The sequence below is a fragment of the Geodermatophilus amargosae genome, assembly GCF_900116515.1.
GTDB lineage: Bacteria > Actinomycetota > Actinomycetes > Mycobacteriales > Geodermatophilaceae > Geodermatophilus > Geodermatophilus amargosae.
Map to the genome: position 1 here is coordinate 38,519 of NZ_FPBA01000010.1, position 22,011 is coordinate 60,529.

A 22,011-nucleotide genomic window follows, 5' to 3' on the forward strand; every position below is an offset into this window, starting at 1 on the left:
GCTACTGCTTGGGGTGCGACTCCTTGGTCGGCTCCGGCGGGTCGGGCAGCTCGTCGGCCATGGTGGCGTTGCGCTCACCCATCGGGACCGGAGGCCCCTCGGTGGTGTCCTCGGCCGTCTGGTGCTCGGACTCGGAGTTGATCTCCGCGCCGAGCAGCACCAGGTAGCAGGTCAGGTACAGCCACAGCATCAGGACGATGACGCCGGCGATGGTCCCGTAGGTCTTGTCGTAGGACCCGAAGTTGTTGACGTAGAAACTGAAACCGAGGCTGACCAGCGCCCAGATGACGGTGACGAAGATCGCGCCCAGGCTCACCCATTTCAGCTGCGGGGCGTCGCGGTCGGGGGCGACCCGGTAGAGGACGGCCAGCGACCCGGCGAAGACGCCGAGCAGCAGCACCCACCGCAGCACCTGCGCCAGGACGCTGCCGACCACGCCCAGCGGCAGCATGTCGAGCACCGCCGGCACGACCGCGACCAGGGCGAAGGTCACGAGCACGAACAGGATCGCGCCGAGCGTCAACCCGAGGGCCAGCGCCTTCCGCTTGACGAACGAGCGGGTCTCGACCTCGTCGTAGGCGATGTTGACCGCCGTGAGGAGGTTGCCGGTGCCGCCGGAGGCCGACCACAGCGCGCCGAGCACGGAGATCGCCAGCGAGATCGACAGCGCCCCGCCGCTGTTCTGTGTGATGGAGGTCAGCTGGTCGCCGATGAGGCTGGCCGCGCTCTCGGGCAGCTGCGCGGAGAGCTCGGTGATCTGGCGCTCGACCGTCTCCGGGGAGGCGACGAGGCCGTAGATCGAGATCGTCGCGATCAGCGCCGGGAAGATCGCGAGGAAGGCGAAGAACGCGACGCCGCCGGCGATGATCGGCATGTTGTCGGCGTTGTTCTCGGCCCACGCGCGCTTGACGATCTGCTTCCAGCCCCGCGCCGGGATCTGTGTGGGCGCCTCCGCGTGGACGCCGGGCAGATCCGCGTGACTCGGGCCGCCGGGCGGGACCCTGCCGGGGTCGGCTGTCCGCTCCCCGCGCTCGGCCCGCTCGGCCGCCTCCCGGGCGGCGGCCCGCCGGGCGGCCTTCTCCTCGACCCGTTCCCGGATCCGGTCGACGGCGCTGTCGCGCTGCCTGGTCCCTGCCATGCCCGGCCCCCTCTGTCCCGTCGCGGTCGCGTCAGTCGCCCGGCCAGCTGCCGGTGAGCTTGGTGAACCCCCGGGCCCCCGCCCGGTCGATGGCCGCCTTCGTCGCGGCGAAGAGCGCGCCCTGGATCGCCGCGGCGAGGACCACCTCGCGCATGCCGTACTCGCTCTGCAGGGCGTCCGGGGCGTCGTCCTCCCCGGAGACCCGCTTCCAGACCTGCTTGAAGATCGCGCCGGAGACGACACCGGCGAGGACGCCGCCGATCAGTCCGACCGGGCGGTAGACCAGCTTGGCGCCCTTGCTGCCGCTCACTTCCGCACCTTCCTCGTGGCCTTGCGCGTCCGCTTCCTGCTCCGCTGGGCGTTCCGCGCCACCGCCTTGCGTGCCCGGGCCGCCTCGCGTGCCGCCTTCTTGCGGGCGACGCGGGCCTCCGCACGTGCCTGGGCCAGTGCGGCGTTGCTCCCGGCGGCGGTGGCGGTGGCAGCGGCCCGGCGGCGCTTGCGGCGCCGCCGCCACACCACGAGGCCGATCAGCCCGACCAGCCCGGCACCCGCGCCGACGACGGCCGGCGGGCTCTCCCGGTAGGTCTCCACCGCGGTGTCCTTGGCGCGGGCCGCGCCTTCCTTGGCCCGGGCCGGGACGTCGAGTCGGTGGCTCAGCTCGTCGACGGTGCGGCCCAACTGCTCGCGGGTCGCCTCGATCTCGGCCTTGATGGCGTCGGGGTCGGTGGGGCCGTTGGTCTCGCCGGACGCCGCGTCGGTGCGTGCGGCGTCGTCGGGACGGGAGCTCCCGGAGGGGGTACTCATCGGCGCGCGTTCTCCTTCACGGTCGCGATGTCGGCCTTCGTGCTGGCGATCGCCTCGGTGGGCACCGGCGGCGACCCCTTCTGCACGTCCTTCTTGCCGACCAGGGCGAGGACCCCGGCGACGGCGAACAGCACGACCGCCACGATCAGCGCGGCCAGCCAGGCCGGCAGGACGACGTCGAGCGCGAGGACGGCGGTGGCGACCAGCACGCACAGCCCGAGGAAGCCGAACAGGCCGGCGCCGCCGAACAGGCCGGCACCGACGCCGAGGCGCTTGGCCTTCTGGGTCATCTCGGCCTGGGCGAGGCGGGCCTCGTCCCGCACCAGGCGGGAGACCTGCTCGGTCAGCTGGCTGATCAGCTGACCGGTCGAGGAGTCCTCGGTGGTCGGGGGCGGTGGGGTGGCGCGGGAGGCGCCCCCCGTCTGGGGCACGGTCATCGGTCCTCCGAGCGATCGGGGCGGTCGATGACCTCCTGTGCCCCCGATGATCGCCCGCATAACCCGGCCGGTGGTCACACCCCGGACACGGCGAGGACCACGGGACGCGGGGAGGGCGCCGTCACTACCCTCGCGGCCATGACCTGGACGTGGCGGCTCGAGGACCCGAACGGCGCGACGCTGGACCCGGCCACCCTCGGCGTCGAGGTCCCGCCGGCGGACAACCAGGGCGACGCCGAGTCCTGGCTGGGGGAGAACTGGCGCGACCTGCTGGCCCGCGGCGTGGCCCAGGTCAGCCTGTTCGACGGCGACACCAAGGCGTACGGCCCGATGGGCCTGGCCCCGGCCTGAACCTCGACTCGAGGTCGAGGTCCAGACCGGGGACGTTCAGCCCCGGGCCGTCTTCTCCGGGTCGCGCTCGACGACCTCGCCGAGCACCTCGTCGATGCGCGCCATGACGTCGTCCTCGAGGCGGACGCCGGCGGCCTTCACGTTGTCGTGCACCTGCTCGGGCCGGGTGGCCCCGATGATCGCCGCGGCCACGTTCTCGTTCCGCAGCACCCACGCGACGGCCAGCTGCGCCATCGACAGGCCGAGGTCGTCGGCGACCGGCCGCAGGTCCTGCACGCGCGACAGAACGTCGTCGGTCATGAACCGGCGGATGAAGCGCCCGGCCTCCGGGTCGGTGGCACGGCTGCCGGCCGGCGGCTGCTCGCCGGGGAGGTACTTGCCGGTGAGCACGCCCTGGGCCAGCGGCGACCAGACGATCTGCGAGACGCCCTCGCGCTCCGACGTCGGGACGACCTCGTCCTCGATGACCCGCCACAGCATCGAGTACTGCGGCTGGTTGCTGATGAGCTGGATGCCGAGCTCGCGGGCGAGGGCGGCACCGGCGGCGATCTCGTCCGCCCGCCACTCCGAGACGCCGACGTAGAGCACCTTGCCGGCCCGCACGAGGTCGGCGAAGGCGGTCATCGTCTCCTCCAACGGCACCGTCGCGTCGTAGCGGTGCGCCTGGTAGAGGTCGATGTGGTCGGTCTGCAGCCGCCGCAGCGAGGCGTCGCAGCTCTCGCTGACGTGCTTGCGGCCCAGGCCGCGGTCGTTCGGGCCGGGGCCGGTGGGCCAGTAGACCTTGGTGAAGATCTCCAGGCCCTCGCGGCGCTGGCCGGCCAGGGCCCGGCCGAGCACCGACTCGGCGCGGGTGCCGGCGTAGACGTCGGCGGTGTCGAAGGTGGTGATGCCGGCGTCGAGGGCGGCGCGCACGCAGGCCTGCGCGGCGTCCTCCTCGACCTGGCCACCGTGGGTGAGCCAGTTGCCGTAGGCGATCTCGGAGATGGTCAGGCCGGAACGGCCGAGGCGTCGGTACTCCACGTGCCCCGACGCTAGTGCCGAGGGGGGTGTGGCGCTCTCAGACCTGGGCGCCCATCGGGACCTCGGGCTTCGGGAAGCGCCAGCGGCGGATCATCGTGGCCCGGCTGACGCCGTACCAGGTGAGCGACTTCATCCGGTGCGGCTGGTCGGGGAAGCGCTGCCGCACCGTCCGGGAGATCCGCCGGCCCAGGAACACCGAGTCGACGATGATCACCAGGAAGAAGAGGAACCAGACGAAGACCGTGTAGTTCTGCACCGCCGGGTTCGGGATGAAGTACCCGACCAGGACCAGCGCGGCCACCGGCAGGAAGAAGCTGCCGGCGTTGCGGCGGGTGTCGACGAGGTCGCGCACGAGCTTGCGCACCGGGCCGCGGTCGCGCGCCGGGAGGTAGGAGTCGTCGCCGCGCGCCATGCCCGCCCGGGTGTCGGCCCGGCGCTGCGCCTGCTGCTGGCGCTGGCGGGCGTAGGCCTCCTTGCGCGTGGTCGGCGGCGGCAGGGGCGGGCCGGGACGGCGGCCCTGCGCCTCGGAGCGCCGGGGGGTCGGACGGCCCTTGCCGCCGGCCTTCACCAGCTGGGGCGTCAGGCCGGCAGCGGTGTCCGGGGCGGTCTCGGCGGCGGGGGTCCGGCGCCCGGGCAGGCGGAGCTTCACGACCGGGGAGTCTACGTGCGTCCACGCGGGGGACTGGTCCTCGCGCGCTCGCGCCGTACAGTTGTCCCCGGCCATGGAACAGCGTCGGCTCCGGCGCTGTTGGTCCGCTGCAGGGAGTGCCGCAACGGACGCCCTCGGATGTGGGAGGACAACACATGACGGTGCAGGACACCCAGACCGCCGGCAGCACCGGCGTGCTGCTCAGCGACCCGGCGGCGTCGAAGGTCAAGGCGCTGCTGGACCAGGAGGGCCGTGACGACCTGCGTCTGCGCATCGCCGTCCAGCCCGGTGGCTGCTCCGGCCTGCGCTACCAGCTCTTCTTCGACGAGCGGTTCCTCGACGGCGACCAGACCTACGAGTTCGGTGGCGTCGAGGTCATCGTGGACCGGATGAGCGGCCCGTACCTGGGCGGCGCGGTGATCGACTTCGTCGACACCATCGAGAAGCAGGGCTTCACGATCGACAACCCGAACGCGCAGGGCTCCTGCGCCTGCGGGGACTCGTTCTCCTGAGCTCCACCGCCTGACGCAGAACGGCGCCCGCCCCCAGGGGCGGGCGCCGTTCTGCGTCCACGGCCCGGCCGGGGCCGGGCGCCTACAGCTTGACCGGGTAGACCGTCTCCGGGACGTCGACGGCGATCCGGTCCTCGACGAAGATCCCGTGCCACACCATGAAGACCAGCACCGACCACAGCTGACGGGCGACCCGCTTGCTCGGGACCTCCTCGGCGCGGAGCCGGTCGAGCAGGCCGAGGACGACGTCGCGGTCGAGCCACTGCTGCGTCTGGCTCTCGGTGACGATCCCGCGGGCCCAGTCGTGCAGCGGGCCGGCGAGGAAGTCCGCCGTCGGCACGGGGAAGCCGAGCTTGCGCCGGTTCATGATCCGCGGCGGCACGATCTGGCGCATCGCCTGGCGCAGCGCGTACTTGGTCGCGTCCCCGCGCCGCGGGACCCGCTGCTCGACCGGCAGGGAGCTCGCGATGGCGAACACCTCGGGGTCGAGGAAGGGCACCCGCAGCTCGAGGGAGTTGGCCATGGTCATCTTGTCGGCCTTGACCAGGATGTCGCCGCGCAGCCAGGTGAACAGGTCGACGTACTGCATCGCCGTCACGTCGTCGTACCCGGCCTCGCGGGTGCGCCGGTAGAGGTCCTCGGTGACCGCGACGTGCGACAGGTCGGGATCGCGGCCGGGCAGCAGCGCGGCCAGCTCGTCGTCGCGCATGTTCCGGGCGTTGCCGTAGTACCGCTGCTCGAGCGGGGTGGCGGCGCGCCGCAGCAGGTCCTGGCCGCGGACGCCCTCCGGCAGCAGGTCTGCGATGCGCGCCATCGCGCGGCGGCCGGCCGGCGGCAGGTTCGAGGCCCAGGCCAGGCTGATCGGCTCGCGGTAGATGGTGTAGCCGCCGAACAGCTCGTCGGCGCCCTCGCCGGAGAGCACCACCTTGACGTGCTTGCGCGCCTCGCGGGCCACGAAGTACAGCGGCACGAGCGCGGGGTCGGCGACCGGGTCGTCGAGGTACCAGACCACCTCGGGGATGGCCGCCGCGAACTCCTCGGCGGTCACCTCCACCGGCACGTGCTCGACCCCGAGGATCGACGCCGACTCCGCGGCGATCTCGATCTCCGACTGCGCCTGCCGCTGGAAGCCGACCGTGAAGGTCATCAGGTCGGGGTTGTAGCGGTGCGCCAGCGCGGCGATCGCCGTCGAGTCGATGCCGCTGGACAGGAACGACCCGACCGTGACGTCGGCGCGCATGTGCTTGGCCACCGACTCGTCGAGGACGTCGGCGATGCGCTCGTAGAGCTCCTGCTCACCGCCGGCCGGCACCGGCCGCGGCGTCCACGCCGGGTGGAAGTAGCGGGCGGTGGTCAGCTCGCCGTCGACGACGGTGAAGCTCGTGCCGCTCTCGATCCGGCGGATGCCCCGGTGCAGCGTCGCCGGCTCGGGCACGTACTGCAGCGTCAGGTAGTGCTGCAGCGACGCCGGGTCGACGCCGCCCGCGGCCGCGCTGCCGCCGAGCAGCTGCAGCACCGCCTTCTTCTCCGAGCTGAAGACCAGCCCGCCGTCGGCCAGGCGCGCGGTGAACAGCGGCTTGATGCCGAACGGGTCCCGGGCCCCGAAGGCGGTGCGGGTCTGGGTGTCCCAGATGACGAAGGAGAACATCCCGCGCAGTCGCCGGACGACGTCCTGGCCCCACAGGTGGTAGCCCGCGACGATCGTCTCGGTGTCGCCGTGCGTGGCCAGCTGCGCTCCGGCCGCCTGCAGCTCCTCGCGCAGTTCGACGTAGTTGTAGATCTCGCCGTTGAAGAGGATCCGGTAGCGGTCACCGGCGTAGGGGAGCGGCTGCGGGCTGCCCTCGACGTCGATGATCGACAGCCGGTTGAAGCCGAGGACGACGTGCTCGTCGGACCACACCGCGGTGTCGTCCGGGCCGCGGTGGTGCAGGCAGTGCAACGCCTCGGAGACGTCGTCGACGTGCGCCTCGGCGACCCGGGGGACGTCGGTGGACAGGTAGGCGAGCAGGCCACACATGGGACGGGGGTCCTCCGGGGTCGGGGGGCGTCGCGGCGGGCGGGACGACGTCGGGCGTCAGACCCGCTCGCCGGCGCGGGTGCGTCGGGTGACCCAGCGCTCGGCGACGAAGGACAGGAACGGGATCGTCCCGGCCAGCAGCACCAGGACGGTGCCCTTGGCGCTCCAGCGGGCGCGCAGGGCCAGGTCGAAGGCCGTCAGCAGGTAGACGGCGTAGAGGAAACCGTGCGCGGGGCCGATGACCGCCACCGGGCCGGGGACGTCGGCGAGGTACTTCAGCGGCATGGCGACCAGCACCAGCAGCAGGAGCATGACGCCGACGACGTAGGCGAGGACGCGGTAGCGGGTCAGGGCGGCGGGCACGCCACGGCCGGTGGCCGGGCGCACGGTGCGCTCAGTGGCCACCCGGACCCCGCTGACCCAGTGCCTTCTCGTTGAGCTCGGCGAGGTAGGCGTTGTACGCGGCCAGCTCCGGGTCGCCGGTGGTGTCGACCCGCGGCCGCTGGTACAGCACGACGGCGGAGCTGGGCTCCTCCTCGTCGGGGTCGCGGTTGAGCTCGACGCGCACCATGCGGACGTAGAACCACAGGCCCATGAACCCGTAGAGCGGCCACTGCAGCGCGTAGCTCCAGTTGACCGCGCCGCCGCCGTTCTCGGCCTTGGTCAGCTGCCAGTAGCCGAGGAAGAACGTGGCGACGAACAGCACCGCGACCAGCAGGTGCAGCAGGACCCACCGGGGGGTCAGCAGCCGCGTCCACACGACTCCGACTCTAACCGCCCGCACGCGCGGGCAGGCGTCACGGTGAGCAGCCCCACGGGCCACCCGGTCACCCGTGTCCCGGCCGCCCCGGCCGACCCGCCGGTCCCTGGTCTCCGGTGCTCGGCCGCCGTGCGAGGTCGGCTAGTCTCGGCTCAGACTGTGGTCGGCGCACCAGCCGGCGCGGGGTACCCGCCGCCGGACGCGCCGGAGAGCCGCCCGGGGTCCCCCGGGCGGAGGACGAGGAGGCAGCGAGCAGTGGCTCGACGCAGCAGGCTCGCGCGGGTCGCCGCGCTCGGTCTCCTGGGGGTGCTCACCCTCACCGGGTGCGACCTGAACAACGAGTTCTGGCGCTTCGGCTTCCCCGAGGGCGTCACCGAGGAAGCCACCGCGGTCCGCCAGCTGTGGACCGGTTCGGTCATCGCAGCGCTGATCATCGGCTTCATCGTGTGGGGCCTGATCGTCTGGTCGGTGATCATGCACCGGAAGAAGGGCGATGAGCTCCCGCGGCAGACGGCCTACAATCTGCCGCTGGAGATCGCGTACTCGATCTTCCCGTTCATCATCATCGCCGGCCTGTTCTTCTTCACCGTGACCGTCCAGAACGACGTCATGGAGCGCAGCGACGAACCCGACACCACCATCGCGGTCAACGCCTTCAAGTGGAACTGGCAGTTCGTCTACCCCGACACCACCGGTGCCGACGGCGAGCCGGTGAACACCGTCGGCGCGACCGACGAGATCCCGATCCTGGTGATCCCGGTCGACCAGGACGTCCGGTTCGAGGTCGCCTCCGCCGACGTCATCCACTCGTTCTGGGTGCCGGAGTTCCTCTTCAAGCTCGACGTCATCCCGGGCAACGAGAACGGCCGGGACAACGTCTTCGAGGTGCACCCCAACGAGGAGGGCGCCTACGTGGGCCGGTGTGCCGAGCTGTGCGGGAGCTACCACGCGTACATGAACTTCGAGGTCCGCGTGGTCAGCGCCGACGACTACGACTCCTACCTGGCCGCCCGCGAGCAGGGTCAGAGCACCCGTGAGGCGCTGGAGAGCATCGGCCAGGAGGGCGAGGCCACGACCACCCGGCCGTTCCGCGTCGGCGACGGCTACTACCAGCGTGCGGCCGACTGACGTGACCGCCGGAACCGATCACCACCGCACCGCCACTGCGCAGGGAGGACGACCGTGAAGGTCGAGGCGCTCATCTTCAACCTCATCGCGGTCTTCTGCGTCGTCACGGCAGCCGTGTACGGCGTCTGGTCCCGTGAGCCGATCGGCACGACCGCGCTGGTCCTGTCCGGTGCGCTCTGCGGCCTGATCGGCGGCTTCTTCTGGTTCGTCGCGCGACGCATCGACGCCCGCCCCGAGGACCGCAAGGACGCCGAAATCGCCGAGGGCTCCGGCGAGCTGGGCTTCTTCAGCCCGGCCAGCTACTGGCCCTTCGCTCTCGCCTCCTCCGCCGCGCTCACCGGCCTGGGCCTGGGCTTCTGGTACGACTGGCTGATCCTCCTCGGCCTGGTCAGCGTGCTCATCACCGTCGGTGGCCTGCTCTTCGAGTACTACACGGGGCAGAACGCGCAGTCGAGCTGACGTCCCCGAGCTCACGAGGGCCCCTCCCGCACCCGCGGGAGGGGCCCTCGTCGCGTTCCCGGTCAGCAGGGCGCTCCCGGTCGGCAGTGCGTTCCCGGTCGGCTGGGTGACCGATGAGCGACCCCCTCCCGCCCTCGGGTGACCCTGCGGGCGCCCCCTGCTGCTCCGTCACCGGGCCAGGGCCGCTGGAGGGCGCTCAGGGGGCGCTGTGCCGGTGCCGGGCCATCCGGGTGCCGGTGGCGGTCACTCCGCCCGGACCGGGAGCCGCTGAGAGGTCCGAGGTGACCGGCGGGTGCACGGTCGCCGTGGACGGACCGCTGGGGCGCTCGGGACGCCATGGGGGCCGCCGGCCGACAGCGTGATCACCACGCGTCGGTGGCTGACCCAGGGACTCCCGGGACGACCGTGGACGCGTCGTCGTCGTCACCGCGCTGCTGGGCCGGCCCGTGCTCGGACGCTGCCGGCGTAGGGGAGCTCGCCGCCCGCCGGGACTCCGCACGATCGCCCCGCGTCCGCACGAAGCCCCAGAGATGCAGCAGGGCCCCGGTGGAGTGCTCCACCGGGGCCCTGCTGGGTCGTGCGATCGCGCTAGTCGCGCGGCTCCTGCGGACGGCCGCCCTCGGAGGGGCGTCCACCCTCGGCGGGACGGCCACCCTCGGCGGGACGGCCACCCTCAGCGGGCCGGCCGCTGCTGGTCAGCTCGCGCTGGGTTTCGGCCGACGCGAGGCCCCGCTCCTCACCGCGCTGCTCGAGCTCGACGGCCGTCGGCTCCTCGATCGGCGAGAAGAACCCGCGGATGGCGCGACGGGCACCGCCGACCTGGTTCATCTTCTTGGGCACCGGAGCGCCGCCGTAGGCCAGCTGGCCGTGGCCGTGGGCGTCCACCGGGCCGAGGGGCTGGTGGACCTCGATGAACTCACCGTGCGGGAGCCGGCGGATGACACCGGTCTCGATGCCGTGCTCGAGGACCTCGCGGTCGTGCTGCTGCAGACCGAGGCAGATCCGGTAGGTGATCACGTACGCGATGGGCGGCAGGATGATCAGGCCGATGCGCCCGACCCAGGTCATCGCGTTGAGGCTGATGTCGAACTTGTCGGCGATGACGTCGTTGCCACCCGACAGCAGCAGCACCAGGTAGAAGGTGATGGCCATCAGGCCCAGCGAGGTGCGGACCGGGACGTCGCGCGGCCGCTGCAGCAGGTGGTGCGACGCGGTGTCGCCGGTGAGCTTCCGCTCCAGCATGGGATAGGCCAGCAGCAGCGTGAAGAGGATCCCGGGCAGGACCAGTGTCGGCCAGAACAGCGCCGGGATGTTGTAGTTGCCCGGCAGGTAGATGTCCCACGCGGGGAACAGTCGCGTCGACCCGTCCAGGAACATGACGTACCAGTCGGGCTGGGAGGCGGCAGACACCTGCGCCGGGTTGTACGGGCCCCACAGCCAGACCGGGTTGATCTGGACCAGCCCGCCCAGAGCGGCGACGACACCGAAGACCACGAGCAGCAGCCCGGTCGCCTTGCCCGCGAAGGCGGGGAAGAGGCGGTTGCCGACCACGTTGTGCTCGGTGCGGCCCGGGCCGGGGAACTGCGTGTGCTTCTGCTTGACCAGGATGAGCAGGTGCAGCGCGATCAGCCCGAGCAGGATCGCCGGGATCAGCAGCACGTGGACGATGTAGAACCGGCCGACGATGAGCTCACCGACGTAGTCGCCGCCGAACACGGCCCAGTGCGCCCAGGTCCCGATCACCGGGATGGACAGGATGATCGCGCTGATGATCCGGAGACCGGTGCCGGAGAGCAGGTCGTCGGGCATGGTGTAGCCGGTCATGCCCTCGACCAGGGCCAGCACCAGCAGTGCGACACCGATCAGCCAGTTGGTCTCCCGCGGCCGGCGGAAGGCGCCGGTGAAGAAGATCCGCAGCATGTGGACGACGATCGAGGCGACGAAGAGCAGAGCCGCCCAGTGGTGCATCTGCCGGATCAGCAGACCGCCGCGGACGTCGAAGGAGAGGTCCAGCGTCGAGGCGTAGGCGATCGACATCTCGACGCCCCGCAGCGGCGCGTACGAGCCCTCGTAGGTGACCTCGGTCATCGCGGCCTGGAAGAAGAACGTCAGGTACGTGCCGGTCAGCAGCAGGATGATGAACGAGTAGAGCGCGATCTCCCCGAGCAGGAACGACCAGTGGTCGGGGAAGACCTTGTTCAGCGTGCGGCGCAGCGGACCGGCGACGATGAGCCGGTCGTCGACCTCGAGAGCGGCCTTGCCGAGGGCCGTCTTCGGCGCACCCGGCGAGGTGGCAGTACGAGCCATCAGATGCGCTCCCGGTTCCAGTAAGTGGGACCCACAGCCTCAATGTAGTCGCTGCGCGCCACGAAGAATCCCTCGTCGTCGACCGTGATCGGCAGCTGCGGGAGCGAGCGGGTCGCGGGGCCGAAGATGGGCTTGGCGCCCTGGGTGACGTCGAACTGCGACTGGTGGCACGGGCAGAGGATCCGGCTGGTCTCCTGCTCGTACAGCGACACCGGACAGCCGGCGTGGGTGCAGATCTTCGAGTACGCGACGTAGTCGCCGTAGCCGAAGTCCTCCTGGCCCTGGCGCGGCACCGCCTGGTCCTGCTGCGAGGGGCGCAGCCGGATGAGCATGGTGGCGGCGTCGGTCAGGTGGTTGCCGCCGGGGACGGCGGGGAAGACGGTCTCCAGCGAGCCGGGCTCCTGGTCGCCGGGGCGGACCGGGGTGCCGTCGTCACGGACGAGGCGCACACCCTCGGCCCAGTCGGTGGTGCCCAGCGGGTTCCCGCGGCTGGGGTTCTTGATGAGGCCGCCCAGGGGGGCGATCAGCATCAGGCCGAGGCCGCCGCCCATGAAGAGCAGCGAGCGGGTGATCAGCTTGCGGCGCTTCAGGCCGCTGTTGTGCAGGCCGCCCACGAGGGTCGCGCCGGTGGTGACGCGGTCGAAGTGCGAGCCGTCGTGCTTGTCCTGCACGGCGGTCTCGTGCGGCAGCAGCTTCTTGGTGTAGAGCACGAGGCCCACGCCGAAGAAGGTGAACGCCAGGCCCATGAGCGCACCGAGCAGCGGGGTGTACAGCGCGCTGAAGGTGCTGCTGCCCAGCTCCCACTGCCAGTCGGGGAGGAACCAGCCGGCACCGGCGTAGACGACGCAGAAGGCGAAGGCGGACAGGCCGGCGAGGGCGAACAGCAACCCGACCTGGCGCACCGCGCGCTTCTCCATCGCCGAGCCCGGCTCGGGGCCCGGCTCGACGTGCAGGATCTCCACGCCGTCGTACCGGGCGCCGAGGCGGTCGAGGTCCTCGCGAGAAAGGGCGGCGAGCTGCTCGGGGGTGTGGTCGTCGTCCGGACCGCCGTGCAGCGGGCCCGGCGTGTCCGCCCCGCCGGTGGTGCCGGGGCGGGTGTCGTGCGTGGTCACGCCTTGCTCCCCATCCAGAAGATCCCGAACAGCAGTGCGGAGATGCCCACGGTCCAGATGACCAGGCCCTCGCTGACCGGGCCGATGCGGCCGATGCCGGCGCCACCCGGGTCCGGCATGTCGGTGATCGTCTGGATGTAGTTGATGATCGCCCGCTTCTCCTCGGGGGTCAGCTGGTTGTCCCCGAAGACCGGCATGTTCTCGGGCCCGCTCAGCATCGCGGAGTAGATCTCGAGGTCGTTGGAGTCCTCGAGGCTGGGCGCGTACTTGCCGGAGGACAGCGCGCCGCCCTGGCCGACGAAGTTGTGGCACTGCGCGCAGTTGAGCCGGAACAGCTCACCGCCGGCGGCGAGGTCGCCGTCGCGCAGGTCGCCGGAGGGGAGTACCGGGCCCCCGCCGTTGGCCTGGACGTAGGCCATCAGCTGGTCGATCTCCTCGTCGGAGAAGATGGCCGGCTTGTCGGGGGCCTGGGAGCCCTGGCGCACGAGCGGCATGCGGCCGGTGTGCACCTGGAAGTAGACGGAGGCTTCGCCGACGCCGATCAGCGACGGGCCGCGGTTGGGCACGCCCTCGAGGTTCTCGCCGTGGCAGCTGATGCAGCTGCGCTCGTAGAGCTCGCGGCCGGCGGCCTCGGCGGTGGACTCGCTGCCCTCGTCGGCGGCCTGGGCCGGGGCGAAGGTGGAGTACAGCGCACCGGTCAGGACCAGGCCGGCCATGAGCGCCGCGACGTTGCCGATCCGGCGCCGCTGCTTGGAGCGGCGGCGGGCGCGGGCGGCAGCGGCCGGGGTGCCCTCGGCCGGGCGGCGCGACCAGCGCGAGCGCCGCGGCCCCTCGTCGGGCTGGGTGTCGGACTGGGGGTTCGTGGTGGACACCGGTTCCCTAGCGGATCAGGTAGATCGTGGCGAAGAGCCCGACCCACACGACGTCGACGAAGTGCCAGTAGTAGGAGACCACGATGGCCGAGGTCGCCTGCGCGGGCGTGAACCGGCCCATGGTGGACCGGATGAGCACGTAGACGAAGGCCACGAGGCCCCCGATGACGTGGAGCGCGTGGAACCCGGTCGTCAGGTAGAAGACCGAGCCGTAGGTGCTGCTCGAGAGGGTGGTGCCGTGCTCGGTGACGAGCACGCGGTACTCGTTCATCTGGGCGAGCACGAAGACCAGGCCCATGACGAAGGTGATCGTGAACCAGCGGCGCAGGCCGTAGACGTTGCCGCTCTCCGCGGCGAACACGCCGATCTGGCAGGTGACCGACGAGGCCACGAGGACCAGCGTGAAGACCAGCGCGTACGGCAGGTTCAGCTCGGTGGGTTCCGGCGGCCAGCCTTCGGTCGCGCGCGCCCGCGCGGTGAAGTACATGGCGAACAGTCCGGCGAAGAACATCAGCTCGCTCGAGAGCCAGATGATCGTGCCGACGCTGACCATGTTCGGACGGGTCAGGGAGTGCACCCGCGAGGTGTCGAAGGTGCTGCTCGCCACGGGGGCCGTTGTCACGACGCCCATCATGGCACCGGCTGTCGACACGCACCGACCGTGGGTGGCACGGCGTGCCCGCACCGTGACCGCTCCGAGACCGTCCCCCGGACGGGGGCCGCGTCCACCCGGACGGGAGCCGCGTGGGCACTAGGCTGCCGGGCGTGAGCGACGCGCCCGCGACCGTCCTGGTCTACAGCTCCCGCCCCGAGGTCCGCGAGGCCGTCCGCACCGCCGTCGGCCGCCGCCCGGCACCCGACGTCGGCCCGTTGACCTGGGTGGAGTGCGCCACCGGCGACGACGTCGTCGACACCGTCGACGGCGGCGGGGTGGACCTGTGCATCCTCGACGGCGAGGCCCAGCCGACCGGCGGCCTGGCGCTGTCCCGCCAGATCACCGTGGAGGTCGCCGACCGCCCGGCCCTGTGCGTGGTCATCGCCCGGCAGCCCGACCGCTGGCTGGCGCACTGGTCGCAGGCCGACGCCACCCTCGCGTTCCCGGTCGACCCGCTGATCGCCCCTCAGGTGGTCGCCGACCTGCTGCGCGCGCACGCGGCCCGGGGCCGCCGTCCCGTCATCCGGTGAGCGCCGGCACGACCGCCGGGCCGACGTGGCCCGGCCTGCTGACGCGCCTGCTGGCCCGCGAGGACCTCAGCGCCGCCGACACGGCCTGGGCCATGCGCGAGGTGATGACCGGCGAGGCGACGCCGGCGCAGGTGGCCGGGTTCGCCGTCGCGCTGCGCGCCAAGGGCGAGGCGCCGGAGGAGGTCGCCGGCCTGGCGGCCACGATGCTCCAGCAGGCGACGCCGGTCGACCTGCCCGTGGCCACCGTCGACATCGTGGGCACCGGCGGCGACGGCGCGCACACCGTGAACATCTCCACGATGGCCGCCGTGGTCACCGCGGCCGCGGGCGTGCCGGTGGCCAAGCACGGCAACCGGGCGGCGTCGTCGTCGTCCGGGGCCGCGGACGTGCTGGAGGCCCTCGGCGTCGTCATCGACCTGCCCGCCGCGGCCGTGGCCCGCTGCGTGCGCGAGGCCGGCATCGGCTTCTTCTTCGCGCCGGTCTTCCACCCCGGCTACCGGCACACCGCGGCGCCGCGCCGGGAGATGGGCATCGGCACGGTCTTCAACTTCCTCGGGCCGCTCACCAACCCGGCGCGGCCGGTGGCCGCCGCGATCGGCTGCGCGGACGCCCGGATGGCGCCGGTGCTGGCCCAGGTGGTGGCCGGCCGCGACGCCCGCGCCCTGGTCTTCCGCGGCGACGACGGCCTCGACGAGCTCACCACCGCGACGACGTCGCGGGTGTGGGTGGCCCGCGACGGCGCGGTGACCCCGGGGCGGGTCGACCCGGCCGCCCTCGGGATCGCGGCGGCCGGCCCGGACGCCCTGCGCGGCGGGGACCCGGCGCACAACGCGGCGGTCTTCCGGCGGGTCCTCGACGGCGAGCGCGGGCCGGTGCGCGACGCCGTCCTGCTCAACGCCGCGGCCGCGCTGGCCGCCTTCGACGAGCGCGGCGGTGAGCTCCACGACGTGCTCGCCGTCGGCCTGCAGCGGGCGGCCGCCGCGGTCGACGACGGCCGGGCCGCCGCGCTGCTCGACCGGTGGGTCGCGGTCAGCCGTGAGGCCGCCGGTCGCTGACGGCCTAGCCGGTGCCCTCGAGGCCCAGGGAGAAGGCCGCCTCGAGGTCGTGGCGGGAGTAGGCCCGGAACGCGATGTGCGTCTCGGTCTCGAGCACGCCCGGCACCTTGTTGATGCGGCCGGCGATCACCTCGGCGACCTGGTCGAACTCGCGGACCCGTACCAGCGCGATCAGGTCGACCTCCCCGGCGGTCGAGTAGACCTCGCTGACGCCGTCGAGGTCGGCGATCGCGGCCGCCACCTCGGGGATCGCGTCGGTGGCGGCGTCGATCATCACGATGGCGGTGATCACGCCGGGGATGCTAGCGGCGGCACGGGACCGCCGCCGACCGCCGGAGAGCCGCCGGTCACCCGCTCCGGACGGGACCGGGTGCCCAGCTGGCGGCCGTCGGCGAACGGGTCGCGCAGCGCGCGGCCGGCCTCGACCCGGGCGAGGAAGCCGCTGAACCCGCCGGTGCCGGGGGCGACGCAGGCCAGCGTGCCGGTGACCTCGACCAGCCGGGTGCCGGGCTTCTCCATCCAGCGCATGACCAGCTCGGTCTCGTCGACCGTCGCCGCCAGCTCGCCGTCGTCGTCCGGGGTGGTCTCGGCGGTGGCGCGCAGGCCGACGAGGGTGTCGCGCACCGACGTCCCGCGCGGGGCGCACCCGGCGGCGACCAGCCGGCCCCGGCGCACGACCGACAGCGCCCACCCGCCCTCGCCGTCGGGCCGGGCGATCGCCAGCTCCGGGACGGCGGCCAGCGACTGCAGCCGCTGCCGCCGGCGCACCGCGCGCAGCAGGACCGTGACCCGGTCGCGCAGGACCCCGGCGTCCTCGAAGCGGTGCTCGGCCGACAGCCGGTCGACGCGGGTGAGCAGCGGCTCGACCAGGGCGCTCGGGTCCCCGTCGACGGCGGCACGCAGCACGGCGGCGATCCGCGCGTACTCCTCGACCGACTGGTGGCCTGCGCACGGCGCTCCGCAGCGGCCCATCCCGAACAGGGCGCAGGCGCTGGTGGGCACCCGCGGGGACAGCCGGCTGGTGCACTGCCGCAGCGGGAGCGCCTCGTGGATCGCGGCGGTGGCCATGTCGGCGGCGCGCCGGTCGGCGAAGGGGCCGAGGAACACGCCCGCGCCGGGCCGGACCCGCCGGACCGTGGACAGCCGGGGGAAGTGCTCCTCGGTGAGGCGCAGCCACAGCGCGCGCTCGGGGAAGCGCGAGCGGCGGTTGTAGCGCGGCTTGTGCTCGGCGATCAGCCGCAGCTCCCGGACGGCGGCCTCGAGGTCGTGCGCGCAGGACAGCGCCTCGATGCGCTGGGCCAGCGCCACCATCTCGGTCATCCGGCTGCGCTGCTCCCCGGAGGAGAAGTAGCTGCGGACGCGGGTGCGCAGGTCGTTCGACGTCCCGACGTAGAGCGGCTCGTCGCGCGGGCCGCGGAACACGTAGACGCCGGGGCCGGAGGGGACGTGCTCGGCGAGGTGGCGTTTCCCGCGGCGCACCGGGTCGACCTGCCGGGTCAGGCCGTGCAGCTCCTCCAGCGACGTCACCCCGAGGGGCCCGAGTCGTTCGAACAGGCCGTGCAGGACGTCGACGGTCGCGCGGGCGTCGTCGAGGGCGCGGTGGCACGGCGAGGTCGTGGCGGAGAAGTAGGGCGCCAGGGTGGCGAGTTTGCAGTTGGGCACCTCGTCGCGGGACAGCAGCCGCCGGGCGAGGACCGCGGTGTCGACCGAGGCGGCCGCGGGCCACGCGGTGCCGGTCTGCTCGCAGGCCGCCCTGAGGAAGCCGAGGTCGAAGGGGGCGTTGTGCGCCACGAGCACCGCGCCGCGGGCGAACTCCAGGAAGGCCGGCAGCACCGCGCCGATCCGCGGAGCGGTGGCGACCATCGCCGTCGTGATCCCGGTGAGCACGCTGATGTAGGGCGGGACCTCGCAGCCGGGGTCGACCAGCGTCTGGAACTCCCCGAGCACCTCGCCCCCGCGGACCTTGACCGCCCCGATCTCGGTGATCGCGCTGTCCTTGGGCGATCCGCCGGTGGTCTCGAGGTCGACGACGACGAAGGTCGTGCCGGCCAGCGGCGTCCCGAGGTCGTCGATGCTCGCCTGCACGTACCGGGCCGGGCCGGCGGGCTCCCGGACGGGGGGAGCCGGGCGGGAGCGGGGGAGCGGCCGCTCGCCGTGGGCCGGGGCCTGCTCGTGGCGCGGCAGCGAGGAACCCGTGCCGCTGGCGGGGAAGAGCACGGCGGGACGGTAGGCCGGGGGTCGGACAGTCCCGGGGACGCGCGCCCTGCGACCCGCCCGGGGGGACTCGCCCGGGTGGGGGACCGGCGGTGCCACACCCGGTTGCCAGGGTGGCCGGACGCGGACGACCATCGGCGGGCGGACCAGGGGGGTCCGCCGCGGCAGAGGGAGTCCGATGCGCCCGCGCTCCCCGTGGCGCACCCGCCGGGGACCGGCGTCGGTGCTGGTCACGGTGGCGGCCGCCGTCCTGCTGGCGGTGCCGCTCGCGGGTCCGGCGGGCGCGGAGCCGAGCGACCAGCCCGGCGGTACCAGCGGCGTCCTCGACAGCGAGGCGCTCGACCGCCTGCAGCAGCGTGCCGCCGAGGTCCAGGCCGACCTGCAGCAGCGGCAGACGGAGGTCGCCGCGGCGCGGCAGCAGCTGGCCGGCGCGCAGGCCGAGGTCGACGCCGCCCGCGCCACGGTGGACGCGGCCGAGGGTGTGCTGGCGCAGGACCAGGCGCTGGTGGCCCGGTACGCCTCGGCGGTCTACCGCGACGGCGGCGCGCTCACCCCGCTCACGGTGCTGCTCAGCGGCGGCGACCCCGCCGACGTCGTCTCGGCACTGGGCTACCTCGAGGCCGTCGACGACCACACCGCCGCGGTGGTCGGGGCCGCCGAGGAGCAGCGGCAGGCCGCGCTGGCGCAGCAGGCCACCGCGGACGCCGCCCTCACCGGGGCGCGGCAGCGCGCGGACGAGCTGGCCGCGGAGGTGGCCGACCTCGAGGCCGCCGCCGACGCGGTGACCGCCGAGCTCGACGTGGCCCTCGGCGACGTCGACCGGCAGCTGTCGGACCTGCAGCGGCAGCAGGTCGACGTCAACACCCAGACGGCGGCCAACTGGCGTGCCTACGTCGACCAGCTGGGCGAGGCCGGGGTCGTCCCGCCGCCGGCGGCGGAGATGCTCGACCCGGTCCGGAGCCTGCGCGCCGGGCTGACGCCGATCGGCGCGGCCGCCGGCGGGGTGCAGCGGGGTGCGGCCCAGTTCCCGCGCGAGCCGACGTCCCTGCTCGTGCTGCCCGCCGAGACCATCGCGGCGGTCAGCGCGGCGATGGACGCCCTGGGCAAGCCCTACGCGCCGGGGACGGCCGGGCCGGACTCGTGGGACTGCGGGTCGCTGGTGTCCACGGTCTACGGGGCGGCGGGCATCGACCTGCCCGACGAGCAGTCCGCCCTGTTCGCCGTCAGCACGCCGGTCGACCAGGCCGACGTCCTGCCCGGTGACCTGGTCTTCCTCGGCACCCCCGAGTCGGGGCTGGGGCACGTCGGGATCGCCCTCGACGGCCGGACGATGCTGGCCGCCGACGGGCGGGCCGGCGCGGTCGTCGTCCGCCGGCTGCCCGCCGAGCAGGTGGTCCACGTCGGGCGGCCCAGCCTGGGCCCGCGGCCGCAGGAGCCCGCTCCCGGGCCGTCCGGTGGCGCGCTGCGGGTGGAGTGCGGCAACGCCGTCTACCCGCCGACCTTCGACGGCGCCCGCTCGTGGGGCGGCTACCCCAACGGGCTGATCCCGCCGAGCGCGCTCTGCCCGCTCGGGGTGGGCGGCCACTCGCTGCGCTGCGACGCAGCCGCGGCCTACCGTGCGATGAGCGCGGCCTACGCCGAGGCCTTCGGCCGGCCGGTCTGCATCACCGACTCCTACCGGACCTACGCCGGCCAGGTGCGCCTCTACGGCGAGAAACCGGCGCTGGCCGCGGTCCCGGGCACCAGCAACCACGGCTGGGGCCTGGCGGTCGACCTGTGCGGCGGCATCGACGGCTTCGGCACCCCGCAGTACGCGTGGATGGTGGCCAACGCCGGCCGGTTCGGATGGCTGCACCCCACGTGGGCCGACCCGGGCAACGGCCGCGAGGAGCCCTGGCACTGGGAGTACGCGGGCAGCTGAGCCGGGACTGTCGGTGGTCGTCCCTAGCGTGCGGACAGACCGACAGGGAGACCCGTCCCGACCGCGGCCCGGCACCGGGCGGAGCGGCCGGGACACCGGAGGGACACGGCCATGCTCATCGACTGCGACTCGTGCACCGCGCGCGGTGTCGGCTGCGCCGACTGCGTCGTCACCGCCCTGCTGGGCGCTCCGCCGGGAGAGCGGGACACCACCCCGGTGCTGCTCCCCGTGCCCCCCGTCCCGGCGGCCCGGACGGCCGACGTCGCCGTCCCGCGGCCCGGCGTGGTGGTCGAGCTCGACGACGTCGAGCGCCGGGCCGTGCGGGCGCTGGCCGAGGGGGGTCTGGTGCCCCCGTTGCGGCACCGGCCGTCGGGGGACGGGCGCCGACGCACGGGCTGACGACCAGCGGGGACACCGGATCCGGGTGCGCACCGGAGTGGCGCGGCTGCCGACCGTGTGTGTTCTCACAGTCCCCGCACCCCACGTTTGTCACAACTGCATCACGTCCGTACTGTGGCCGCGTCCAGCCGGGTGGTCGTCACCCGCCACGAGGTGACCTCGGCCGGGCACCGCCGAGTCACCGGACGGCCCCTCCCGGGGGTGCGCGAGGTGAGCCGGGGACCCACCGCAGCACTGGGGTGAGTTCTCGTGTGCGCCGGTCCCGACCGGTGTACGGAGATAGGGCACGTCTTCCCAGCCCGAACCCGTCAGCTAACTCGGTAGGCGGTAGCTGAGGAAGAAACGGAGAGCCGCCGCCCGTGGCGACCCCCCGCCCCCTCCTGGGGCATGCCCGCGCACAGTCCACTGCCACCACCCGCATCGCCGGGCCGCACCGACCGTCGCGGGCCCGCCGCCTCGGCCGGGTCGCGCTCGTCGGCACCACCGCGGCGCTGACCATGAGCCTCCTGCCCGGCACGGCGGCCGCCGATCCGGAACAGGCCACCACCTCCGAGCAGGCCGCCCAGCTCGCCGCCGAGGCCGGCCACCGCCTCGAGGTCCTCAGCGAGCAGGTCAACGAGGCCCGTGAGGTCCTGACCCAGCAGCAGGCCGCCGCCGACGAGGCCGACCGGGCCGCCGCCGACACGCAGGCGCAGCTGCAGGACCTCGACGGCCAGATCCGGCAGGTGGCCCGCAGCGCGTACACCGGCGGGCACAGCGACACCCTCGCCGGGCTCGACCTGCTCATGAGCAGCGACTCGGCCGAGGACTTCGTCAGCTCGCTGGCCACGCTCGACCAGATCGCCGGCCACACCAGCTCCGTCCTCGACCAGGTCTCGCAGGCGGCGGCCGCCGCGCAGCAGGCCCAGGCCGACGCCGAGGAGGCGGCGGCCGCCGCGCAGCGCACCCTCGACGACCTCAGCGCCCAGGAGGGCCGGCTCGAGGACGACATCGCCGACTACCAGGCCCAGGTCGCCGCGCTGACCGAGGCCGAGCGGCAGGCGGCCCTGGCCGCGCAGGAGGCCGGTCGGGCCGCCGCCGCTGCTGCCGCTGCCGCGGAGGCCGAGGCGGCCGCCGGGGCGTCCGACAGCTCGGCCGGGGACTCGGCCGGGGACACCGCCAGGGACACCGCCGGGGACACCGCCGGGGACACCGCCCGCACGAGCGTTCCTGCTCCCGCACCCGCGGCCACCCGGGCGGCGGCCCCCGCCCCGGCGCCGGCGGTCTCCGCGGGCAACGGTGGCAGCGGCGCCGCGCAGGCCGCGGTGCAGACGGCGCTGGCCCAGGTCGGCGACCCCTACGTGTGGGGCGCCGGCGGGCCGAACGCCTTCGACTGCTCCGGCCTGACCCAGTACGCCTACGCGGCGGCCGGGATCAACCTCCCGCACTCCAGCAGCATGCAGTCGCGGATGGGCACCGCCGTCTCGCGGGCGGACCTGCAGCCGGGCGACCTGATCTTCTACTACAGCCCGGTCAGCCACGTCTCGATGTACATCGGCAACGGGCAGATGGTGCACGCCTCCACCTCGGGTCAGCCGGTGAAGGTCGTGTCGGTCGACTCGATGGGCGGCATCACCGGCATGCGCCGCATCGCCTAGGGACCTCCACCTCACCGAGGGCCGGTGACCTCCT

General features: G+C 73.5%; 24 protein-coding genes and 1 riboswitch. Of the genes, 9 read left to right on the forward strand and 15 right to left on the reverse strand.

The window, feature by feature from the left end; genetic code table 11:
- Position 1: 1 nt before the first annotated feature.
- Genes BM414_RS14385 through BM414_RS14400 form a run of 4 tightly spaced genes read right to left on the reverse strand, consistent with a single transcriptional unit; the run spans position 2 to position 2,379 of the window.
- Positions 2 to 1,138: a YihY/virulence factor BrkB family protein gene (locus tag BM414_RS14385; RefSeq protein WP_093580199.1), complete on the reverse strand. Its 1,137-nt coding sequence runs from the start codon at positions 1,136 to 1,138 to the stop codon at positions 2 to 4.
- Between the two features lie 31 nt (positions 1,139 to 1,169).
- A complete protein-coding gene (locus tag BM414_RS14390; RefSeq protein WP_093580201.1) occupies positions 1,170 to 1,448 on the reverse strand; it encodes a DUF4235 domain-containing protein in 279 nt (92 codons plus the stop codon).
- Positions 1,445 to 1,942: a DUF3618 domain-containing protein gene (locus BM414_RS14395; protein ID WP_093580203.1), complete on the reverse strand. Its 498-nt coding sequence runs from the start codon at positions 1,940 to 1,942 to the stop codon at positions 1,445 to 1,447. The genes BM414_RS14390 and BM414_RS14395 overlap by 4 nt, the downstream gene beginning before the upstream one ends.
- Entirely contained in the window at positions 1,939 to 2,379 is a 441-nt protein-coding gene (locus BM414_RS14400; protein ID WP_093580205.1) for a phage holin family protein, read from the reverse strand. Before BM414_RS14400 ends, BM414_RS14395 begins: the two co-directional genes overlap by 4 nt.
- Before the next feature lie 138 nt (positions 2,380 to 2,517).
- On the opposite strand from BM414_RS14400, the gene BM414_RS14405 reads away from it, so the two are divergent.
- Positions 2,518 to 2,730, forward strand: coding sequence for a hypothetical protein (locus tag BM414_RS14405; RefSeq protein WP_093580207.1), 213 nt, complete (start codon positions 2,518 to 2,520; stop codon positions 2,728 to 2,730).
- A 36-nt stretch (positions 2,731 to 2,766) separates the two neighbouring features.
- Here the strand turns inward: BM414_RS14405 and BM414_RS14410 are convergent, their stop codons facing one another.
- On the reverse strand, positions 2,767 to 3,750 hold the full coding sequence (locus tag BM414_RS14410; protein ID WP_093580209.1) for an aldo/keto reductase family protein: 984 nt from the start codon (positions 3,748 to 3,750) through the stop codon (positions 2,767 to 2,769).
- Between the two features lie 37 nt (positions 3,751 to 3,787).
- The gene (locus tag BM414_RS14415; protein ID WP_093580211.1) at positions 3,788 to 4,399 is read right to left on the reverse strand and encodes a DUF3043 domain-containing protein; all 612 of its coding nucleotides are present in this window, start codon (positions 4,397 to 4,399) and stop codon (positions 3,788 to 3,790) included.
- Between the two features lie 155 nt (positions 4,400 to 4,554).
- Here BM414_RS14415 and BM414_RS14420 point away from each other — a divergent pair, with 155 nt between their 5' ends.
- Entirely contained in the window at positions 4,555 to 4,911 is a 357-nt protein-coding gene (locus tag BM414_RS14420; protein WP_093580213.1) for a HesB/IscA family protein, read from the forward strand.
- Positions 4,912 to 4,993: 82 nt separating this feature from the next.
- Here the strand turns inward: BM414_RS14420 and asnB are convergent, their stop codons facing one another.
- From asnB to BM414_RS14435, 3 genes are read right to left on the reverse strand one after another with little or no spacing between them, the layout of a single operon-like run.
- Positions 4,994 to 6,928: an asparagine synthase (glutamine-hydrolyzing) gene (asnB, locus tag BM414_RS14425; RefSeq protein WP_093580214.1), complete on the reverse strand. Its 1,935-nt coding sequence runs from the start codon at positions 6,926 to 6,928 to the stop codon at positions 4,994 to 4,996.
- A 57-nt stretch (positions 6,929 to 6,985) separates the two neighbouring features.
- A complete protein-coding gene (locus tag BM414_RS14430; RefSeq protein ID WP_245784728.1) occupies positions 6,986 to 7,333 on the reverse strand; it encodes a DUF3817 domain-containing protein in 348 nt (115 codons plus the stop codon).
- A complete protein-coding gene (locus tag BM414_RS14435) occupies positions 7,323 to 7,688 on the reverse strand; it encodes a metalloprotease (protein WP_093580216.1) in 366 nt (121 codons plus the stop codon). The genes BM414_RS14430 and BM414_RS14435 overlap by 11 nt, the downstream gene beginning before the upstream one ends.
- Positions 7,689 to 7,943: 255 nt before the next feature.
- Here BM414_RS14435 and ctaC point away from each other — a divergent pair, with 255 nt between their 5' ends.
- Both ctaC and BM414_RS14445 read left to right on the forward strand, forming a co-directional pair.
- Positions 7,944 to 8,816, forward strand: a complete 873-nt coding sequence (gene ctaC / locus BM414_RS14440; RefSeq protein WP_093580218.1) for an aa3-type cytochrome oxidase subunit II — start codon at positions 7,944 to 7,946, stop codon at positions 8,814 to 8,816.
- A gap of 54 nt (positions 8,817 to 8,870) precedes the next feature.
- Positions 8,871 to 9,275 carry a cytochrome c oxidase subunit 4 gene (locus BM414_RS14445; RefSeq protein WP_093580220.1) on the forward strand — a complete coding sequence of 135 codons (405 nt, stop codon included), beginning with the start codon at positions 8,871 to 8,873 and terminating at the stop codon, positions 9,273 to 9,275.
- 588 nt (positions 9,276 to 9,863) lie between these two features.
- On the opposite strand, the gene qcrB is transcribed toward BM414_RS14445, so the two are convergent.
- From qcrB to ctaE, 4 genes are read right to left on the reverse strand one after another with little or no spacing between them, the layout of a single operon-like run.
- A complete protein-coding gene (gene qcrB / locus BM414_RS14455; protein ID WP_093580224.1) occupies positions 9,864 to 11,582 on the reverse strand; it encodes a cytochrome bc1 complex cytochrome b subunit in 1,719 nt (572 codons plus the stop codon).
- Entirely contained in the window at positions 11,582 to 12,694 is a 1,113-nt protein-coding gene (gene qcrA / locus BM414_RS14460; RefSeq protein ID WP_093580226.1) for a cytochrome bc1 complex Rieske iron-sulfur subunit, read from the reverse strand. The genes qcrB and qcrA overlap by 1 nt, the downstream gene beginning before the upstream one ends.
- Positions 12,691 to 13,566, reverse strand: coding sequence for a cytochrome bc1 complex diheme cytochrome c subunit (qcrC, locus tag BM414_RS31380; protein ID WP_093580228.1), 876 nt, complete (start codon positions 13,564 to 13,566; stop codon positions 12,691 to 12,693). The genes qcrA and qcrC overlap by 4 nt, the downstream gene beginning before the upstream one ends.
- A 7-nt stretch (positions 13,567 to 13,573) precedes the next feature.
- Positions 13,574 to 14,188, reverse strand: a complete 615-nt coding sequence (gene ctaE / locus BM414_RS14470) for an aa3-type cytochrome oxidase subunit III (protein ID WP_163476726.1) — start codon at positions 14,186 to 14,188, stop codon at positions 13,574 to 13,576.
- Positions 14,189 to 14,331: 143 nt separating this feature from the next.
- Here ctaE and BM414_RS14475 point away from each other — a divergent pair, with 143 nt between their 5' ends.
- Together BM414_RS14475 and trpD are read left to right on the forward strand one after the other, a co-directional pair.
- The gene (locus BM414_RS14475; protein WP_093580231.1) at positions 14,332 to 14,751 is read left to right on the forward strand and encodes a hypothetical protein; all 420 of its coding nucleotides are present in this window, start codon (positions 14,332 to 14,334) and stop codon (positions 14,749 to 14,751) included.
- Positions 14,748 to 15,806 (forward strand): anthranilate phosphoribosyltransferase, encoded by a 1,059-nt coding sequence (gene trpD / locus BM414_RS14480; RefSeq protein ID WP_093580233.1) that lies wholly within the window; start codon positions 14,748 to 14,750, stop codon positions 15,804 to 15,806. Before BM414_RS14475 ends, trpD begins: the two co-directional genes overlap by 4 nt.
- A gap of 4 nt (positions 15,807 to 15,810) precedes the next feature.
- Here trpD and BM414_RS14485 read toward each other — a convergent pair whose 3' ends face one another.
- A complete protein-coding gene (locus BM414_RS14485) occupies positions 15,811 to 16,098 on the reverse strand; it encodes an Lrp/AsnC family transcriptional regulator (RefSeq protein WP_093580235.1) in 288 nt (95 codons plus the stop codon).
- Complete coding sequence (locus BM414_RS14490; RefSeq protein WP_245784729.1) at positions 16,095 to 18,023, reverse strand: DEDD exonuclease domain-containing protein; 1,929 nt, start codon at positions 18,021 to 18,023, stop codon at positions 16,095 to 16,097. The genes BM414_RS14485 and BM414_RS14490 overlap by 4 nt, the downstream gene beginning before the upstream one ends.
- A 175-nt stretch (positions 18,024 to 18,198) precedes the next feature.
- On the opposite strand from BM414_RS14490, the gene BM414_RS14495 reads away from it, so the two are divergent.
- From BM414_RS14495 to BM414_RS14505, 3 genes are all read left to right on the forward strand, one after another.
- On the forward strand, positions 18,199 to 19,941 hold the full coding sequence (locus BM414_RS14495; protein WP_139245852.1) for an NlpC/P60 family protein: 1,743 nt from the start codon (positions 18,199 to 18,201) through the stop codon (positions 19,939 to 19,941).
- Between the two features lie 111 nt (positions 19,942 to 20,052).
- Entirely contained in the window at positions 20,053 to 20,340 is a 288-nt protein-coding gene (locus tag BM414_RS14500) for a hypothetical protein (protein WP_093580239.1), read from the forward strand.
- A gap of 161 nt (positions 20,341 to 20,501) precedes the next feature.
- A riboswitch (cyclic di-AMP (ydaO/yuaA leader) is annotated at positions 20,502 to 20,682 on the forward strand.
- Between the two features lie 17 nt (positions 20,683 to 20,699).
- Positions 20,700 to 21,977: a C40 family peptidase gene (locus tag BM414_RS14505; protein ID WP_245784730.1), complete on the forward strand. Its 1,278-nt coding sequence runs from the start codon at positions 20,700 to 20,702 to the stop codon at positions 21,975 to 21,977.
- Positions 21,978 to 22,011: the final 34 nt, after the last annotated feature.

What these genes read in the sequence shown, in the direction of transcription:
- BM414_RS14495 (WP_139245852.1), top strand. Translation starts at nt 18,199, where the DNA reads ATGCGCCCGCGCTCCCCGTGGCGCACCCGCCGGGGACCGGCGTCGGTG.
- BM414_RS14405 (WP_093580207.1), top strand. Translation starts at nt 2,518, where the DNA reads ATGACCTGGACGTGGCGGCTCGAGGACCCGAACGGCGCGACGCTGGAC.
- qcrB (WP_093580224.1), bottom strand. Translation starts at nt 11,582, where the DNA reads ATGGCTCGTACTGCCACCTCGCCGGGTGCGCCGAAGACGGCCCTCGGC.
- BM414_RS14500 (WP_093580239.1), top strand. Translation starts at nt 20,053, where the DNA reads ATGCTCATCGACTGCGACTCGTGCACCGCGCGCGGTGTCGGCTGCGCC.
- BM414_RS14385 (WP_093580199.1), bottom strand. Translation starts at nt 1,138, where the DNA reads ATGGCAGGGACCAGGCAGCGCGACAGCGCCGTCGACCGGATCCGGGAA.
- BM414_RS14420 (WP_093580213.1), top strand. Translation starts at nt 4,555, where the DNA reads ATGACGGTGCAGGACACCCAGACCGCCGGCAGCACCGGCGTGCTGCTC.
- BM414_RS14400 (WP_093580205.1), bottom strand. Translation starts at nt 2,379, where the DNA reads ATGACCGTGCCCCAGACGGGGGGCGCCTCCCGCGCCACCCCACCGCCC.
- asnB (WP_093580214.1), bottom strand. Translation starts at nt 6,928, where the DNA reads ATGTGTGGCCTGCTCGCCTACCTGTCCACCGACGTCCCCCGGGTCGCC.
- BM414_RS14395 (WP_093580203.1), bottom strand. Translation starts at nt 1,942, where the DNA reads ATGAGTACCCCCTCCGGGAGCTCCCGTCCCGACGACGCCGCACGCACC.